General features: G+C 67.6%; 15 protein-coding genes. 7 read left to right on the top strand and 8 right to left on the bottom strand.

Annotation, left to right across the window (positions count from 1 at the left end):
• Nucleotides 1-92: 92 nt before the first annotated feature.
• The 6 genes from xdhC to NHN26_RS02440 all read right to left on the bottom strand — a co-directional run bounded on the left by xdhC (nucleotide 93) and on the right by NHN26_RS02440 (nucleotide 7556).
• The gene (gene xdhC / locus NHN26_RS02465; protein WP_253087928.1) at nucleotides 93-911 is read right to left on the bottom strand and encodes a xanthine dehydrogenase accessory protein XdhC; all 819 of its coding nucleotides are present in this window, start codon (nucleotides 909-911) and stop codon (nucleotides 93-95) included.
• Nucleotides 904-3216 carry a xanthine dehydrogenase molybdopterin binding subunit gene (gene xdhB / locus NHN26_RS02460; protein ID WP_253087927.1) on the bottom strand — a complete coding sequence of 771 codons (2313 nt, stop codon included), beginning with the start codon at nucleotides 3214-3216 and terminating at the stop codon, nucleotides 904-906. The genes xdhC and xdhB overlap by 8 nt, the downstream gene beginning before the upstream one ends.
• Entirely contained in the window at nucleotides 3213-4664 is a 1452-nt protein-coding gene (xdhA, locus tag NHN26_RS02455) for a xanthine dehydrogenase small subunit (protein WP_253087963.1), read from the bottom strand. The genes xdhB and xdhA overlap by 4 nt, the downstream gene beginning before the upstream one ends.
• 172 nt (nucleotides 4665-4836) lie before the next feature.
• Complete coding sequence (locus NHN26_RS02450) at nucleotides 4837-5475, bottom strand: hypothetical protein (RefSeq protein ID WP_253087926.1); 639 nt, start codon at nucleotides 5473-5475, stop codon at nucleotides 4837-4839.
• 107 nt (nucleotides 5476-5582) lie between these two features.
• Nucleotides 5583-7226 (bottom strand): chaperonin GroEL, encoded by a 1644-nt coding sequence (gene groL, locus NHN26_RS02445; RefSeq protein WP_253087925.1) that lies wholly within the window; start codon nucleotides 7224-7226, stop codon nucleotides 5583-5585.
• Between the two features lie 42 nt (nucleotides 7227-7268).
• Entirely contained in the window at nucleotides 7269-7556 is a 288-nt protein-coding gene (locus NHN26_RS02440; protein WP_253087924.1) for a co-chaperone GroES, read from the bottom strand.
• Between the two features lie 247 nt (nucleotides 7557-7803).
• Here NHN26_RS02440 and NHN26_RS02435 point away from each other — a divergent pair, with 247 nt between their 5' ends.
• The 6 genes from NHN26_RS02435 (at nucleotide 7804) to NHN26_RS02410 (ending at nucleotide 12767) form a co-directional block, all read left to right on the top strand.
• Nucleotides 7804-8724: a manganese-dependent inorganic pyrophosphatase gene (locus NHN26_RS02435; protein WP_253087923.1), complete on the top strand. Its 921-nt coding sequence runs from the start codon at nucleotides 7804-7806 to the stop codon at nucleotides 8722-8724.
• A gap of 45 nt (nucleotides 8725-8769) precedes the next feature.
• Nucleotides 8770-9639 (top strand): TIGR01459 family HAD-type hydrolase, encoded by an 870-nt coding sequence (locus tag NHN26_RS02430; protein ID WP_253087922.1) that lies wholly within the window; start codon nucleotides 8770-8772, stop codon nucleotides 9637-9639.
• A 130-nt stretch (nucleotides 9640-9769) separates the two neighbouring features.
• Complete coding sequence (locus tag NHN26_RS02425) at nucleotides 9770-10213, top strand: MaoC family dehydratase (RefSeq protein ID WP_253087921.1); 444 nt, start codon at nucleotides 9770-9772, stop codon at nucleotides 10211-10213.
• A gap of 32 nt (nucleotides 10214-10245) precedes the next feature.
• A complete protein-coding gene (locus tag NHN26_RS02420) occupies nucleotides 10246-11205 on the top strand; it encodes a bifunctional riboflavin kinase/FAD synthetase (RefSeq protein ID WP_253087920.1) in 960 nt (319 codons plus the stop codon).
• A 3-nt stretch (nucleotides 11206-11208) separates the two neighbouring features.
• Nucleotides 11209-11679, top strand: coding sequence for a YcgN family cysteine cluster protein (locus tag NHN26_RS02415; protein WP_253087919.1), 471 nt, complete (start codon nucleotides 11209-11211; stop codon nucleotides 11677-11679).
• 2 nt (nucleotides 11680-11681) lie between these two features.
• Entirely contained in the window at nucleotides 11682-12767 is a 1086-nt protein-coding gene (locus NHN26_RS02410) for a threonine aldolase family protein (RefSeq protein WP_253087918.1), read from the top strand.
• Nucleotides 12768-12977: 210 nt separating this feature from the next.
• Here NHN26_RS02410 and NHN26_RS02405 read toward each other — a convergent pair whose 3' ends face one another.
• Nucleotides 12978-13577: a 2-hydroxychromene-2-carboxylate isomerase gene (locus NHN26_RS02405; protein ID WP_253087917.1), complete on the bottom strand. Its 600-nt coding sequence runs from the start codon at nucleotides 13575-13577 to the stop codon at nucleotides 12978-12980.
• A gap of 106 nt (nucleotides 13578-13683) precedes the next feature.
• On the opposite strand from NHN26_RS02405, the gene NHN26_RS02400 reads away from it, so the two are divergent.
• On the top strand, nucleotides 13684-14709 hold the full coding sequence (locus NHN26_RS02400) for a ribose-phosphate pyrophosphokinase (protein ID WP_253087916.1): 1026 nt from the start codon (nucleotides 13684-13686) through the stop codon (nucleotides 14707-14709).
• Nucleotides 14710-14765: 56 nt separating this feature from the next.
• Here the strand turns inward: NHN26_RS02400 and katG are convergent, their stop codons facing one another.
• On the bottom strand, nucleotides 14766-16937 hold the full coding sequence (katG, locus tag NHN26_RS02395; protein ID WP_253087915.1) for a catalase/peroxidase HPI: 2172 nt from the start codon (nucleotides 16935-16937) through the stop codon (nucleotides 14766-14768).
• Between the last annotated feature and the right edge of the window lie 140 nt (nucleotides 16938-17077).

Genomic DNA, 17077 nt, shown 5'->3' with positions numbered 1-17077 from the left:
TTTCCGTTTCGACTGTCTCGGACATGCTGCCGGGCTGGCCGGGAAACGCAACCGTCGCGGCGTCGCTGGCTCGCGGGCCGTTCGCGCGACCGTCAGCCATCCGCCGCGCTGCTGGCGGCCTGTGACACCCGCGCGCCCAGCGCCGCCATGATCTCGGCCAGAACGAAGGCCGCGATCACCGCAGGCCGCTTGTCGCCCGCCCCGGCCGCGCCGATGGGGCAGGTCAGCCCCCGATGCGCAACGCCCCGCTCGGCCAGGAACCGCAAGAGCCGCGCGCGCTTGCTGGCCGAGCCGATCATGCCGACATAGGCCGCATCGCCCCGCGCCAGCGCCTCGGCCACCAGCAGGAAATCCAGCCCGTGATCGTGGGTCAGCACCACATGGGCCGCGCCGGGCGGGGCCGCGCGGATCTCGGCCTCGGGCAGCGGGGTCATCCGCGCCTCGACCCCCGGGGGCGCCTGCGCGACCTGATCGGCGCGGCTGTCGATCAGCAATGCCCGCACCGGCATCTGCACCAGCAACCCGGCCAGCGCCCGGCCCACATGCCCAGCCCCCAGGATCAGAACAAGCGGGCGGGCTTCCTGCCCGGCCTCCTCCGCGCGCAGCAGGGCCGCCCGGGCCGCGGGGTCCAGCCGCCGCAGCACAAGACCGACCCGCCCGCCGCAGCATTGCCCGCCGTCCGGGCCAAGGACCACCTGCAGCCGCGCTTCGGCCGCCCCCCCGTCCAGCATCGCCCGCGCCGCCGCGATCGCGTCGAATTCCAGCCGCCCGCCGCCAATCGTGCCGAAACAGGCCCCCGCCGCCACCAGCATCCAGGCCCCCGCCTCGCGCGGGGCCGAGCCCTGCACCCCCTCCAGCCGCACCAGAACCGCGTCCGGGTGGGCCGACAGGAAGCCCGACGCCTCAGCCACCGCGCAACCGCTCGACGGCCATCAGCACCCGTTCGGGCGTTGCGGGCGCGTCCAGCCGCGGACATTCGCGGTACTCCGCCACGCTCGCCACCGCCATCGAGATCGCTTCCAGCACCGAGATCGCCAGCATGAAGGGCGGCTCGCCCACCGCCTTTGACCGCTTGATCGTCATCTCGCGATTCTCGGACCAGTCGGCCAGCCGCACGTTGAAGACCCGCGGAATGTCCGAGGCCAGCGGGATCTTGTAGGTGGACGGCGCATGCGTGCGCAGACGCCCCTGATCGTCCCACCACAATTCCTCGGTGGTCAGCCAGCCCATCCCCTGCACGAACCCGCCCTCGACCTGCCCCAGATCCAGCGCGGGGTTCAGCGAGCGGCCCGCATCATGCAGGATATCCACCCGCTCGACCCGATATTCCCCGGTCAGCGTATCCACCGACACTTCGGAACAGGAGGCCCCATAGGCGAAGTAATAGAACGGCCGCCCCTTGCCCGCCGCCCGGTCCCAATGGATGTCGGGCGTCCGGTAGAACCCTGCCGCCGACAGATGCACCCGCGCCATATAGGCCTCGTGCACCAGCCGGTCGAAGGGCACCGCCTCGCCCCCGATCCGCACCTCGTTCGGCGCAAAGCGCACATCGGCCGGATCGACGCCGCGGCTTTCGGCGGCAAACCCCACCAGCCGCGCCTTGATCTGCTCGGCCGCATCCAGCGCCGCCATCCCGTTCAGATCCGACCCGGACGAGGCGGCGGTGGCCGAGGTATTCGGCACCTTCTCGGTCGTCGTCCGCGTGATCCGGATCCGCTCGATATCCACCTGAAAGGCGTCCGCCACCACCTGCGCGACCTTGGTGTTCAGCCCCTGCCCCATCTCGGTGCCGCCATGGTTCAGATGGATCGAGCCGTCCTTGTAGACATGGATCAAGGCACCCGCCTGGTTGTACCAGGTCGCCGTGAAGGAGATGCCGAACTTCACCGGCGTCAGCGCGATGCCCCTGCGGAGGATCCCCCCTTGCGCGTTATGCGCCAGCACCGCGGCCCTGCGGGCGGCGTATTCGGCGCTGTCCTCCAGCTCCGCGACCAGCCGGGGCAGGATCATGTCCTCCACCCTCTGGTGATAGGGGGTCAGGTCGCGGCCTTCGCGGTAGAAATTCGCGCGGCGGATCGCCAGCGGATCGCGGCCCAGCGCATAGGCGATCTCCTCGATCATCCGCTCCGCCGCGATCATGCCTTGCGGCCCGCCGAACCCGCGAAAGGCCGTGTTCGAGACGGTATCGGTCTTCAGGGGGCGCGAGCGCAGCCGCACCGCCGGATAGAAATAGGCATTGTCGGCATGGAACAGCGCGCGATCCGTCACCGGCCCGGACAGATCCGCCGAGAACCCGCAGCGCGCGGCAATCGTCGCGTCCACGCCATGAATCACGCCATCCGCGTCAAAGCCCACCTCATAGTCCACGACCACATCATGCCGCTTGCCCGTCGCGATCATGTCCTGATCGCGGTCGGGGCGGATTTTCACGGGCCGGTTCCAGCGTTTCGCCGCCAGTGCCGCGACCACGCAGAACAGGTTCATCTGCGTTTCCTTGCCGCCGAAGCCCCCGCCCATCCGCCGCACGTTCACCACGACCGCATTCGCGGGCACCCCCAGCACCTGCGCCACCATCTGCTGCACCTCGGTCGGGTGCTGGGTCGAGGCGTGGACCGTGACCTCGTCATCCTCGCCCGGAACCGCAAAGGCGATCTGGCCTTCCAGATACATGTGGTCCTGCCCGCCGACCGTCATCCGGCCCGTGATCCGGTGCGGCGCGGCGGCCAGCGCCGGACCGACCGCGCCGCGTTCCAGCACCAGCGGCGCGGTGACATCCGGATAGCCCGCCGCCAGCGCCTCTTCGATGGTGATGGCCGCGGGCAGCGGGTCGATCCCGGCACGCGCCAGAACCGCCGCCCGCCGCGCCGCCTCGCGGGTTTCGGCGATCACGGCAAACAGCGGCTGGCCGTGAAAGGCGACGGTCCCGACGGGAAAGACCGGGTCATCGCCGGTGCCGTTCGGGCTGATATCGTTCCGCCCCGGAATGTCGGCAGCCGTCAGAACCCCGACAACGCCCGGCGCGGCCAGAACCGCCGACAGGTCAAGTCCGGTCAGCCGCCCATGCGCCACCTCTGCCAGCCCCAGACAGGCATGCAGCGTGCCCAGCGGTTCGGGGATGTCGTCGGTATAGTCCGCCCGTCCGGTGACATGCTTTTCCGCCGAATCGTGCGGCCGGTCGCGATGGACCGCGCCGCCGATGGCCGCATCCCCCTTCATGCAGCACCTCCGGTCCGGGCCTCGCCCTGCTCCAGCCAGAACCGCCGGAACAGGTTCTGCGCGACCTTCATCCGGTAGGCGGCCGTGCCGCGCCAGTCGGTCAGCGGCGTGAAATCGCGCGGCAGATCCGCCGCGGCCGCGACCAGCGACGCCTCGCACCATGGCCGCCCCACCAGCGCCGTCTCGGCATGGGCGGCCCGCTTCGGCACCCCGGCCATGCCGCCAAGGGCGATCCGCGCCGCCCTGACGATCCCGCCCTCGACCGTCACGGCAAAGGCGGCGGCAAGGGTCGAGATATCCTCGTCCCGCCGTTTCGATATCTTGTAGGCGGCATGCCGCGTCCCCGGCCCCGAAAGCGGAATGCGCAGGCTCTCAACAAACTCCCCCGGCGCGCGGTCCTGTCGGCCATAATCCACAAAGAACGCCTCCAGCGGCAGCACCCGCCGCACATCGCCCCGGCGCAGCACCACCTCGGCCCCCAGCGCAATCAGCGCGGGCGGCGTATCCCCGATGGGCGAGCCGTTCGCGATATTGCCCCCGATCGTGCCCGCCGCGCGCACCTGCGGCCCGCCGATCCGCGACCAGTAGCCCGCCAGATGCGGAAAGGCCGCGACCAGCGGGCCTTGCGCCTCGGCATAGCTGGCGCCCGAGCCGAGATGCAGCGCGCCGTCGCGCGTCTCGACCCGCCGCAGCGCATCGAGATGGCCGACAAAGATCGCGGGCGATATGCGCCTCAGCCCCTTGGTCACCCACAGCCCCACATCGGTCGCCCCCGCCACCACCACCGCGTCGGGCATCTCGGCCAGAAGGGCGGCGAAATCCTCCACATCCGCAGGCAGGATCGCCCGGCTGTCACCGCGCGCCACCTCGACCCGCCGCCCGTCGCGCAGCCCCGCCAGCCGCGCCGCCACCTCGGCACGGCCCGTCACCAGCGGATCGGCCGCACGGTCCCCGAACCCGCCCATCGCCTCGGCCGCGCGCAGGATCGGCGCATAGCCCGTGCAGCGGCACAGATTGCCCTGAAGCGCCTCCTCGACCGCCTCGCGCCCCGGCGCGGGCGTCGAAAGCCACAGCGCCACCAGCGCCATCACGATCCCCGGCGTGCAGAATCCGCACTGGCTGCCGTGATGGGCGACCATCGCCGCCTGCACCGGATGCAAGCCCCCTCCCGGCCCCGCCAGATGCTCGACCGTCACCACATGACAGCCGTCCAGCGTGGCCAGCGGGCGGATGCAGGCATTGACCGGCTCATAGACCAGCCCGCCCCCGGTCAGCCGCCCCACCAGAACCGTGCAGGCCCCGCAATCGCCCTCGGCGCAGCCCTCCTTGGTGCCGGTCAGGCGACGCCGAAGGCGCAGGAAATCCAGCGCCATGTCCTCGGCGCAAACCTCGGCCAGGCGAACCTCCTCGCCATTCAGCAGGAATCGGATTTCCCGGCGGTGATCCATCGCGCGTCCCTCCATCCCCGCCACTCTACGCGCAGCCGCCGCAGGGGCAACATCCGCCCCGCACCCGGGCCCCGCCCCGCCCACCCGCTGCCCAATCCCCGGGCAACGAAAAAGGGGCCGCGAAACGCGGCCACCTTGCTTTCCGTCGCGGGGGAGGGATGGCGCGGGCGCCCTATTCCACCTCTTGCGGCACCGCGAAGACGATCGGCCCGAGTGTCCGGTTCGGAACCGGCCCCCATTTCCGATGCTTCAACTGGCCGTCTGCGATATACAGGTTGCGCAAGAGGAACGTATCGACAGCACCATCGGCCCGAAGTTCCATCGCATCCCCGTCCGCCGTCCGGACGATTGCAACCGCGTCGTCGTTGGCGGCGATGCTCTCGATGATCCGTCGGACATCATAGGGGTCGGTGACACGATCCACCCGGAAGTAACAGAACCCCTCATAGGCCCCCGCGCCGACGAACGCGACCGCACCCAGAGCGACCGTGACGGGGGCCATCAGGACGCTTCCGATGCTGCCGATGGCACCGGCCGTCCCGGCGATTATTCCGACGGTTCCGGCTGCCGACGCCCCGGCCGCCGTCGATCCCAGCATGGTCAGGCCGGACCCTGAATGCAACAGCGTGTAATAGCCCGCCGCCTTCAACGCGATACCCGCTGCGTCGGCACCACCGGCGACGGACGCCCCCACCGCCGTCGCCGCATTTCCGACGAGCTTCGAGGGTTTGTAGTCGCAGATTTCTGCCCGGGCGCTTCCCGCGATGAACGCGAGGCATGAAGCGGCCAGCAGGCCGGGCTTGCGTGTCATCGACCCCACTCCGTCAACAGTCCGACCGTTTCCAGATACGCGCGTCAGGACAAAAAAAGAAGGGGCCGCGAAACGCGGCCCCATTCCGATCCATCCCGAGGGGTGGCTTACATCATGCCGCCCATGCCGCCCATGTCGGGCATGCCGGCGCCGGCACCGGCGCCTTTCGGCTCGGGCTTGTCGGCCACCATCGCCTCGGTGGTGATCAGCAGGCCCGCCACGGAGGCCGCGTCTTCCAGCGCGGTGCGGGTCACCTTGGCCGGGTCGATCACGCCGAACTTGAACATGTCGCCATATTCCTCGGTCTGGGCGTTGAAGCCGAAATTGGCTTCGGCGCTTTCACGCACCTTGCCCGCGACCACGGCGCCGTCCACACCGGCGTTCTCGGCGATCTGGCGCAGCGGCGCTTCCAGCGCCTTGCGGATGATCGCGATGCCGGTGTTCTGGTCCTCGTTGGCGCCGGTCATGCCCTCGAGCACCTTGCCCGCCTGCACCAGCGCGACGCCGCCGCCGACCACGATGCCTTCCTGCACGGCCGCGCGGGTCGCGTTGAGCGCGTCATCGACGCGGTCCTTGCGCTCCTTGACCTCGATCTCGGTCATGCCGCCGACGCGGATGACGGCAACGCCACCGGCCAGTTTCGCGACACGCTCCTGCAGCTTCTCGCGGTCGTAGTCCGAGCTGGTTTCCTCGATCTGGGCGCGGATCTGGCCGACGCGGGCCTCGATCTCGGCCTTGTCGCCGGCACCGTCGATGATCGTGGTGTCGTCCTTCTTGATCAGGACCTTCTTGGCGCGGCCCAGCATGTCGAGGGTCACGTTTTCCAGCTTCATGCCCAGGTCTTCCGAGATCACCTGGCCACCCGTGAGGATCGCGATGTCCTGCAGCATGGCCTTGCGGCGATCGCCGAAGCCCGGCGCCTTGACGGCGGCAATCTTCAGGCCGCCACGCAGCTTGTTGACCACCAGCGTGGCCAGCGCCTCGCCTTCCACGTCCTCGGCGATGATCAGCAGCGGCTTCTGCGACTGGATCACGGCCTCGAGCAGCGGCACCATCGGCTGCAGCGAAGAGAGCTTCTTCTCGTGCAGCAGGATGAGGCAGTCTTCCAGTTCCGCGGCCATCTTGTCGGCATTGGTCACGAAATAGGGCGACAGGTAGCCGCGGTCGAACTGCATGCCTTCGACGACCTCGACCTCGGTCTCCATGCCCTTGTTCTCTTCGACGGTGATGACGCCGTCATTGCCGACCTTCTGCATCGCGTCGGCGATGAAGCGGCCGATATTGGCCTCGCCATTCGCGGAGATGGTGCCGACCTGCGCGACCTCGTCGCTGTCGCTCACCGGGCGCGAGGCGGATTTGATCGCCTCGACCACGGCACTGGTGGCCAGGTCGATGCCGCGCTTCAGATCCATCGGGTTCATGCCCGCGGCGACCGACTTCATGCCTTCGCGGACGATGGCCTGGGCCAGAACGGTGGCGGTGGTGGTGCCGTCGCCGGCCTCGTCATTGGTGCGGCTGGCCACTTCCTTGACCATCTGCGCGCCCATGTTCTCGAACTTGTCCTCCAGTTCGATCTCCTTGGCGACGGTCACGCCGTCCTTGGTGATCCGGGGCGCCCCGAAGGATTTCTCGATGACGACGTTGCGGCCCTTGGGGCCCAGGGTAACCTTCACCGCGTCGGCGAGGGTGTTCACACCCTTCAGCATGCGGTTGCGGGCATCGGTAGAGAATTTGACGTCCTTGGCAGCCATTGCGCTTGCTCCTGGTTGTCCGAATTACGTTTCTGCGACGGCTCAGGCGATGACGCCGAGGATGTCGCTTTCCTTCATGATCAGCAGGTCTTCGCCGTCGATCGTCACCTCGGTGCCCGACCACTTGCCGAAGAGGACGCGGTCACCGGCCTTCACGGCCATTTCGATCAGTTCGCCGGAATCCTTGCGGGCGCCGTCGCCACAGGCGATGACTTCGCCCTCGGCCGGTTTTTCCTTCGCGCTGTCGGGAATGATCAGACCGCCTTTGGTCTTCTCGTCGCTTTCGACACGGCGGACCAGAACCCGGTCATGCAGCGGTTTGAATGCCATCTTTGAACGCTCCTTGGTTCAGGGTGTGATCTGTTGTCACTCGCACCCATCGAGTGCTAACGCCGCTGAGTTAGGCACAAGCCGAATGCCTGTCAAGACGCCGCAGGGCGAAAAAATTCTTGCGCCTGCCCCTGTAAAACACGGCGCGCTCACCGTCATGAAAGCTTTGCCCGCCGCCCCCGTGACAAGCCCCGCGCCCCTGCCTATAAGGGCGCCCGACCGACATTCCTGACAAGCGGACATCCCCATGACGATCAAGGTCCTTGGCCACAAGTCCCCCGACACCGATTCCACCGGCTCGCCGATCATCTGGGCCTGGTATCTTTCCGAAATCCAGGGCCGCCAGGCCGAGGCCAAGCTGCTGGGCGAGCCCAATACCGAGGCGAAATTCGTGCTCGGCCGCTGGGCCCTCGACCAGCCCGAGATCATCGCCGACGTCGCGGCGGGCGAGGATGTGGTGGTCGTGGACACCAACAACCCCGCCGAACTGCCCGCCTCGATCAACGAGGCCAATGTCATCGCGCTGATCGACCATCACATGCTGGTCGGCGGGCTCAAGACGCGCAGCCCGATCGAGATCACCGTGCGCCCCGTCGCCTGCACCGCCACCATCATGCATGACCTGATGGGCGCGGACGCCGCGAAGATGCCCGCGGCGATCAAGGGCACGATGCTGTCCTGCATCCTGTCCGACACGCTGGAATTCCGCTCGCCCACCACGACGCCCGCGGACCGCGCGCTGGCCGAGGCGCTGGCCGCCGATCTGGGTGTCTCGATCCCCGATTACGCCGCCGAGATGTTCGCGGCAAAATCCGACGTGTCGGCCTTTTCGGATGCCGAACTGCTGCGGATGGATTCCAAGGAGTTCGAGATCGCGGGCAAGCAGTTCCGCGTGTCGGTTCTGGAAACCACCTCGCCGAAAACCGTGCTCGACCGCAAGGCCAGCCTGATGGAGTCGATGGTCACCGTGGCGCAGGAAGACGGCGCCGATCAGGTGCTTCTCTTCGTTGTCGACATCCTGCGCGAAGAGGCAACGCTTCTGGTGCCGAACGATCTGGTCAAGACGCTGGCCGAGAAGAGCTTTGCCGCCACGGTCGAGGGCGACACCGTGGTTCTGCCCGGCATCATGAGCCGGAAGAAACAGATCCTGCCCGCCCTGCAACTCTGACTCCAAGGGGGCGCCCATCGCGGCGCCCCGCTTCAAGGACCGCCCATGACGCAGATCATCGACCGCCTCGACGAGGTCTCCGCCCGCTACCGCGCGCTTTTCGTCGATCTGTGGGGCTGCGTGCACAATGGGCGCGAGCCGTTCCCCGAGGCCGTCGCCGCGTTGCAGCACTACAAGGCGGCCGGCGGCGTGGTGGTCCTGCTGACCAACGCGCCGCGCCATCGCAAGGCGGTCGAAGGCCAGCTTGACCGGATCGGCGTGCCCACCGATTGCTGGGACACCATCGCCACCTCGGGCGATGCCGCCCGCATGGCGATGTTCCGCGGCGCGGTCGGGCAGCGGGTCTTCTTCATGGGCACCGACGAGGACGAGTCCTTCTTCGACCCGATCCGCATCGTCGAGAACCCCGTCGCGATCGAGCGTGTCCCGCTGGATCAGGCCGAGGGCATCGTCTGCACCGGCCCCTTCGACGCCCATGCCGACCCCGCCGAGTTGCGCCCGCAACTGCTTTACGCCAAGAACAAGGGCCTGAAGCTGCTCTGCGCCAATCCCGATATCGTAGTGGACCGGGGCGAGACGCGGGAATGGTGCGGCGGCGCGGTCGCGCAGCTTTATACCGAGATGGGCGGCGAAAGCCTTTACTTCGGCAAGCCGCACCCGCCGATCTACGACCTCGCCCGCCAGCGGCTGGCACAGATCGCCGAGGTGCCCGATTACCAGATCCTCTGCATCGGCGACGGCATCGCGACCGACATTCGCGGCGCGCTGGGCGAGGATCTCGATTCGCTCTTCATCACCGGCGGGCTGGCCGCGCAGGAAACGAACACCGCGCGCGACCCCGACCCCGCCGCGCTGAACGCCTTTCTCTCCCGCGAAATGGCCAGCGCCACCTACGCCATGGGCTTCCTGCGCTAGGCCGGGTCCCGCACGCAACAAAGTTGCGACACTCGCATCTTCTGTAACGGTATATTACCCTTCGCCGTTGCAGCCTCGGATCGGCTTCGCTATGCTGCGCTGCAACATCAGAATCCGGGGAGCCGGGGGAATGCTCGACAACATGCCACGCGGAACCATCTGCATCGAGGATCTCGAGATCGGCATGATCCGCCACCTCCGCAAGGAAGTGACGAACCGCGATATCGAGATGTTTGCCGAGGTCTCGACCGACCGCAACCCGGTGCATCTGGACGACGATTACGCGATGGCGACGATCTTCGAGGGCCGCATCGCGCATGGCATGCTGACCGCGGGGCTGATCTCGGCGGTGATCGGCGAACAGCTTCCGGGCCATGGCACGATCTATCTGGGCCAGACCCTGAAATTCCTCGCCCCCGTGCGCCCCGGCGATGTCGTCCTGGCCGAGGTCGAGGTGATGGCCATCGACTACGGCAAGCGCCGCGTGACGCTGGACACCCGCTGCCTGGTCAATGGCAAGCCCGTCCTCAAGGGCGAGGCGACGGTGCTGGCGCCGACCAAGAAATTCGATTGACGCCGCCCGGCCTTGGGTGCAATCCGGGGCCGATGAAGACCTTCACGACATGGGCAGGCGCCCCCCTGGGCGAGCGCGGCGCGGTGGCCGCCATCGGCAATTTCGATGGCGTGCATCTGGGCCATCGCAGCGTGATCGAGCTTGCCCGGGCCGAGGCCGCCCGGCGCGGCGTGCCGCTGGGCGTCGTCACCTTCGAACCCCATCCGCGCCAGCATTTCGCCCCCGACGCCGCCCCCTTCCGGCTGATGAATGCCGAGGCGCGCTCGAACCGGCTGGCGAAACTCGGCATCGACCACCTTTACGAACTGCCCTTCGACGGCAGGCTGGCCGCCCTGACCCCCGAAGCCTTCGCCCGCGAGGTGCTGCATGAGGGGCTGGGGCTGGCCCATGTCGTCATCGGCCAGGATTTCCGCTTCGGCAAGGGACGCGCGGGCGATGTCGCCGCGTTGCGCCAGTTCGGCGACGAGCTGGGCTTCCGCGTGACCGCCGCCGATCTGCTGGAAAACGCCGCGGGCGAGGTCTCCTCGACCGCGATCCGCGAGGCGCTGACCGATGGCCGCCCGCGCGATGCCGCCGCGATGCTGGGCCATTGGCACCGGATCGAGGGCGAGGTGCTGCACGGCGATTCGCGCGGCCATGCGCTGGGCTATCCCACCGCCAACATGTCGATCCACGGCCTGCACCGCCCGCGCTTCGGCGTCTACGCGGTGCGCGTCGATGTGCTGTCCGGCCCGCATGCCGGCAGCCATGACGGCGTCGCCTCGATCGGGGTGCGCCCGATGTTCGGCGAGAATGTCCCGAACTGCGAAAGCTACCTGTTCGACTTCAAGGGCGATCTTTACGGCACGCATCTGTCGGTCGCGCTGGTCGAGTTCCTGCGCGACGAGGCGAAATATGACAGCCTCAACGCCCTGGTCGCCCAGATCGAGCGGGATTGCACCCGCGCCCGCGAGATCCTCGCCCGGGACCCGCCCCTGCCCTGGCGGCCCTGAGCCATGTCCGACCCCATCGACCGCATCGGCCTGCGCCCCCGCTTCTGGGAAAAGGTGCCGATGAAGAAGCTGACCCCCCACGAATGGGAGGCGCTCTGCGACGGCTGCGGCAAGTGCTGCCTGAACAAGCTGGAAGATGCCGATACCGGCGAGGTGGTCTTTACCCGCATCGCCTGCCGCCTTCTGGACGGCGACACCTGCCGCTGCGGCAATTACGACTGCCGCAAGGCCATCGTGCCCGAATGCGTGGTGCTGACGCCGAAAAACATCGCCGAGATCGCCTATTGGATGCCCGCCTCCTGCGCCTATCGTCGGGTCTGGGAGGGCAAGCCGCTTGCCGACTGGCACCCGCTGGTCTCGGGCGATGCCGAAAGCGTTCACCGGGCGGGCGCATCGGTAAGGGGCTGGACACTGCCCGAATTCGATATTCCCCTCGACGAGTGGGAAGACCACATCATCGAAGAGGAGCTTTGATCGTGCATTTCGCCTCGGACAACACCGCGCCCGTCCCGCCCCAGATCCTCGAGGCGATGATCGAGGCCAATCACGGCCATGCCATGCCCTATGGCAATGACGTGACCACGACCGACGTGCGCGACGCGATCCGCATCGCCTTCGAGGCGCCCGAGGCCGAGGTCTATCTGGTCGCCACCGGCACCGCGGCGAATGCACTGGCGCTGGCCTGCCTCTGCCCGCCCTGGGCCACGGTCTATTGCCACCGGAACGCCCATGTCGAAGAGGACGAATGCGGCGCCCCCGAATTCTTCACCGGCGGCGCCAAGCTGACGCTGGTGGGCGGCGATCATGCAAAGGTCGACCCCGACGCGCTGGCGCGCGCCATCGGCTTCACCGCACGGGCGGGCGTGCACAATGTCCAGCGCGGCGCGGTCACGATCACCAACGCGACCGAGGCGGGCGCGGTCTATTCCCCCGCCGAGGTGGCGGCGATCTGCGCCGTGGCCCGGGCGGCAGACCTGCCGGTCCACATGGACGGCGCACGCTTTGCCAATGCGCTGGTCTCGGCCGGATGCAGCCCGGCCGAGATGACATGGAAGGCGGGCATCGACGTGCTGACCTTCGGCGGCACCAAGAACGGGCTGATGGGGGTCGAGGCGGTCGTGCTGTTCGACCCCGCCCGCGCCTGGGAATTCGAACTGCGGCGCAAGCGCGGCGGGCATCTGTTTTCCAAGCACCGCTACCTTTCGGCCCAGATGGGCGCCTATCTCAAGGACGATCTGTGGCGCAAGATGGCCACCCGCGCGAACGCCGCCGCCCAGCGCCTGTCCACCGGCATCACGGCCCTGCCCGGCGCCACGCTGCTGCACCCGACCCAGGCCAATTCCGTCTTCGCCGCCTGGCCGCGCGAGGGCCATCGCCGGGCACAGAAAGCGGGCGCGCAATATTACCTCTGGCCGATGGACCAGTCGCTTGACGGCCCCGGCGATCAGCCGCTTTCGGCGCGGCTCGTCTGTTCCTGGTGCACCACGGATGACGAGATCGACGCCTTCCTCCGGCTGGTCGAGGGCGGCCCCGCGCCCGCGCCGGTCCACGTCCCGGGCTGAGCCCTCCGCCCCGTCCGCCCCCCGACAAGCAACGCCCGCGCGCCCCGGACCCCGGTCCGGGGCGTTTTCCGTTCCGCAGGGCCGCCCCCGCAGGCGCAACCATCGACCGGCCCGCGCGTATTCCCCGCCCGCAAGACCCCATACGGAAGTCCGATGGAATTCCGATGGAATTCAGATCGAATTCAGATCGCCGATTCCGGCCCGGTCCCGCTACAGCCTGCCCGCCAGATGCAGGTCCAGATCCTCCAGCCGGTCCTGCCCCCAGAACCGTTCATCCCCATCCGTGATGTAGAAGGGCGCCCCGAAAACGCCCCGCGCGGTGGCTTCTTCCAGGTTGGCCGCATAGGTCTCGGCCCCGGCCAGCAACCCCTTGTCCGCCAAGGCGGAATCGAACCCCGCCGCCGACAGGCACTCGCGGATCACCGCATCCTCGGCCACGTCCCGCTCCTCGGCCCAGCAGGCGCGCAGCACCCCATGCACCAGCCCGCCCAGATCCCCGCCCCCCGCCGCCTGCGCCGCGATGATCGCATAGGCGGCAGGCGCCGGGTTCGTCGGGAAATGCTTCGGTTTCAAAACGATAGGCAAACCCCGCTTCGCCGCCTGCCGCCGGATTTCCTGCAGCCGATAGGCCTTCCGGCAGTCCGGCCGATCCGGCAACGCCACGCCCCCCGTCCGCGCGAACAGCGCGATCATGTCCACGGGCTTGTAGGTGATCGTGGCCCCATGGCGCGCGGCGATCTCCTCCAGCCGCAGGCCCGCGAGATAGCAGAAGGGCGAAACCGCCGTGAAGTAATAGTCGATATGGGCCATCTTGTGCCTGTCCCCCTCACTAGGTTTTCAAGACCGTAACCGGGTGATAAGCGCTGTCAACGTCACGCGACCGTCACGAATCCGCTGCCGCCCAAGGATCCTCCAGATGCACAACATCCACGAACCGAAACTGATTTCGGGCAATGCCAACCGTCCGCTCGGCTCCGCCATCGCCCGGCGGATGTCGATGCATCGGGGGGTGAACGTCAACCTCGTCGATGCCCGGGTCGAACGGTTCAACGACCAGGAAATCTTCGTCGAGGTCTACGAGAATGTCCGCGGCGAGGACATGTTCATCATCCAGCCGACCTCGAACCCGGCCAATGACAACCTGATGGAATTGATGATCATTTCCGATGCGCTGCGCCGCTCGTCGGCCGCGCGGATCACCGCCGTCATCCCCTATTTCGGCTATGCCCGCCAGGACCGCCGCACCAAGGCCCGCACCCCGATCAGCGCCAAGCTGGTCGCCAACCTGCTGACCGAGTCGGGGATCGAGCGGATCCTGACGATGGATCTGCACGCCGCCCAGATCCAGGGCTTCTTCGACATCCCCGTCGACAACCTCTATGCCTCGCCGATCTTCGCGCTGGACATCGCGCATCAGTTCAACGGCATCGGCGACAAGATCACCGTGGTCTCGCCCGATGTCGGCGGCGTGGCGCGCGCCCGCGAACTGGCGCAGCGGATCGGCGCGGGGCTGGCCATCGTCGACAAGCGCCGCTCGCGCCCCGGCGAGGTGGCCGAGATGACCGTGATCGGCGAGGTCGAGGGCCAGATCTGCTTCATCGTCGACGACCTGTGCGACACGGCCGGAACGCTGGTCAAGGCCGCCGACAAGCTGATCGAGGCCGGCGCCGAAGAGGTGCACGCCTATATCAGCCACGGCGTTTTTTCCGGGCCCGCGGTGGAACGCATCACCGGCTCGCGGCTGAAAACGGTGGTGGTGACGGATTCGATCCAGCCGACCGAGCAGGTCCAGGCCGCCCACAACATCCGGATCGTGCCCACCGCGCCGCTGTTTGCCCAGGCGATCATGAATATTTGGCAGGGCACGTCCGTCTCGTCGCTGTTCGAGCACGAGACGCTGGCCCCGATCTACGAAGGGCTCTACGCCCCCGCCTCCCGCTGACGCCCCCCAGGGGGCAAGGGGCCACCCCGCGCGCAGGCGGGGGTGGCCCTTTTCGTTCACGCCGCCAGGTCGAAGCGGTCGGCGTTCATCACCTTGGTCCAGGCCGCCACGAAGTCCTGAACGAACTTCCCGGCATTGTCGTCCTGGGCATAGATCTCGGCATAGGACCGCAGGATCGAGTTCGAGCCGAACACCAGATCCGTGCGCGTCGCGGTCCACTTCACCGCATCCGACTTGCGCTCGCGGATCTCGTAGACGCCATTGCCCGCCGGAACCCATTTATAGGCCATGTCGGTCAGGTTGACGAAGAAGTCGTTCGTCAGCGCGCCTTCGCGGTCGGTGAACACGCCATGCCGGGTGCCGCCATGGTTGGTCCCCAGCACCCGCATCCCGCCGACCAGAACGGTCATCTCGGGCGCGGTCAGGCCCATCAGCTGCGTGCGGTCCAGCAGCAGTTCCTCGGGGCTGACGACGTAATCCTTCTTCATCCAGTTCCGGTAGCCATCGGCCAGCGGTTCCAGCACGTCGAAGGACGCCGCGTCGGTCATCGCCTCGGTCGCGTCCCCGCGGCCCGGCGCAAAGGGCACCTCGATGTCATGGCCCGCGGCCCTGGCGGCCTGTTCGATCCCGACATTGCCGGCCAGCACGATGGTATCGGCCAGCGACGCGCCCGCCTCGGCGGCCAGCGGCTCCAGAACCGCCAGCACCTTTTGCAGCCGCGCGGGCTCGTTGCCCTCCCAGTCCTTCTGGGGCGCCAGGCGGATGCGCGCGCCATTGGCACCGCCCCGCATGTCCGACCCGCGGAAGGTCCGCGCGCTGTCCCAGGCGGTGGCGACCATCTCGGCGATCGACAGGCCGGACCCCGCGATCTTCGCCTTCAGCGCCGCCACGTCATAGGAGGTCGCGCCCGCAGGCACCGGATCCTGCCAGATCAGATCCTCGGTCGGCGCCTCGGGGCCGATATAGCGCGCCTTCGGTCCCATGTCGCGATGGGTCAGCTTGAACCAGGCCCGGGCGAAGACCTCGGTGAAATAGTCCGGATCCTTGTAGAACCGCTCGGAGATCTCGCGATAGACCGGGTCCATCTTCATCGCCATGTCGGCATCGGTCATGATCGGGTTGTAGCGGATTGAGGGATCCTCGACATCCACCGGCTTGTCTTCTTCCTTGATGCCGACCGGCTCCCATTGCCATGCACCGGCGGGGGATTTCTTCAGCTCCCACTCATAGGTGAAGAGCAGGTAGAAATAGCCGTTGTCCCACTTGGTCGGATGGGTCGTCCAGGCGCCCTCGATGCCGCTGGTCACGGTGTAGCGGCCCTTGCCCGACTGGTTCGGGTTCGACCAGCCAAAGCCCTGTTCGCAGACATCCGCGGCCTCGGGATTCGGCCCCAGCAGGCTGGCATCGCCATTGCCGTGGCACTTGCCGACAGTGTGCCCGCCCGCGGTCAGCGCGACGGTCTCCTCGTCGTTCATCGCCATCCGGGCAAAGGTCTCGCGCACCTGAAGCGCGGTCTTCAGCGGGTCGGGCTGGCCGTTCACGCCCTCGGGGTTGACGTAGATCAGGCCCATCTGCACCGCTGCCAGCGGGTTCTCCATGGTCGCGGGATTGTCGAGATCCTCGTAGCGCGAATCCGACGGCGCCAGCCATTCCTTCTCGGCGCCCCAGTAGATGTCCTTTTCGGGATGCCAGATATCCTCGCGGCCGAAGGCGAAGCCATAGGTCTTCAGCCCCATGGATTCATAGGCCACGTTGCCCGCCAGGATGATGAGGTCGGCCCAGCTGATCCGGTTGCCGTATTTCTTCTTGACCGGCCACAGCAGCCGCCGCGCCTTGTCCAGGCTCACGTTGTCGGGCCAGGAGTTCAGCGGCGCGAAACGCTGGTTGCCGGTGCCCCCGCCGCCGCGGCCATCGGCGATCCGGTAGGTGCCCGCCGCGTGCCAGGCCATGCGGATCATCAACCCGCCGTAATGGCCCCAATCGGCCGGCCACCAGTCCTGGCTGTCGGTCATCAGCGCGCGCAGATCGGCCTTGATCGCGTCGAAATCCAGCGTCTTGACCGCCTCGCGGTAGTCGAACCCCTTCAGCGGGTTGGTCTTGGTGTCGTGCTGATGCAGGATGTCCAGGTTCAGCGCGTTCGGCCACCAATCCATGACACTCGTGTTCATCGCGGTGTTCCCGCCATGCATCACCGGGCATTTGCCGGTCGCCATGTCGTTTCCGTCCATTCGGGTTCTCCTCTGATGGTCATTGGCCGGGGGTCGGGAAGGGGCGGCCAGCCTCCGTGCCGTGCCACTCCCGCGCGAATCCGCCCCCGGATCACAGATTGCTTCTAGCACCTATTATCATTATTGGAATTTTGAAGTTC

This window comes from Rhodovulum tesquicola (assembly GCF_024128855.1).
Lineage (GTDB): Bacteria > Pseudomonadota > Alphaproteobacteria > Rhodobacterales > Rhodobacteraceae > Rhodovulum > Rhodovulum tesquicola.
Note: the sequence above shows the minus strand (reverse complement) of the source record. Positions and strands in the feature narration are given on the sequence as shown.

Bases quoted from the DNA above. Each gene is read 5' to 3' on its own strand.
- xdhB (WP_253087927.1), bottom strand. From the start codon at position 3,216: ATGAAGGGGGATGCGGCCATCGGCGGCGCGGTCCATCGCGACCGGCCG.
- xdhA (WP_253087963.1), bottom strand. From the start codon at position 4,664: ATGGATCACCGCCGGGAAATCCGATTCCTGCTGAATGGCGAGGAGGTT.
- NHN26_RS02450 (WP_253087926.1), bottom strand. From the start codon at position 5,475: ATGACACGCAAGCCCGGCCTGCTGGCCGCTTCATGCCTCGCGTTCATC.
- groL (WP_253087925.1), bottom strand. From the start codon at position 7,226: ATGGCTGCCAAGGACGTCAAATTCTCTACCGATGCCCGCAACCGCATG.
- NHN26_RS02440 (WP_253087924.1), bottom strand. From the start codon at position 7,556: ATGGCATTCAAACCGCTGCATGACCGGGTTCTGGTCCGCCGTGTCGAA.
- NHN26_RS02435 (WP_253087923.1), top strand. From the start codon at position 7,804: ATGACGATCAAGGTCCTTGGCCACAAGTCCCCCGACACCGATTCCACC.
- NHN26_RS02430 (WP_253087922.1), top strand. From the start codon at position 8,770: ATGACGCAGATCATCGACCGCCTCGACGAGGTCTCCGCCCGCTACCGC.
- NHN26_RS02425 (WP_253087921.1), top strand. From the start codon at position 9,770: ATGCTCGACAACATGCCACGCGGAACCATCTGCATCGAGGATCTCGAG.
- NHN26_RS02420 (WP_253087920.1), top strand. From the start codon at position 10,246: ATGAAGACCTTCACGACATGGGCAGGCGCCCCCCTGGGCGAGCGCGGC.
- NHN26_RS02415 (WP_253087919.1), top strand. From the start codon at position 11,209: ATGTCCGACCCCATCGACCGCATCGGCCTGCGCCCCCGCTTCTGGGAA.
- NHN26_RS02405 (WP_253087917.1), bottom strand. From the start codon at position 13,577: ATGGCCCATATCGACTATTACTTCACGGCGGTTTCGCCCTTCTGCTAT.
- NHN26_RS02400 (WP_253087916.1), top strand. From the start codon at position 13,684: ATGCACAACATCCACGAACCGAAACTGATTTCGGGCAATGCCAACCGT.
- katG (WP_253087915.1), bottom strand. From the start codon at position 16,937: ATGGACGGAAACGACATGGCGACCGGCAAATGCCCGGTGATGCATGGC.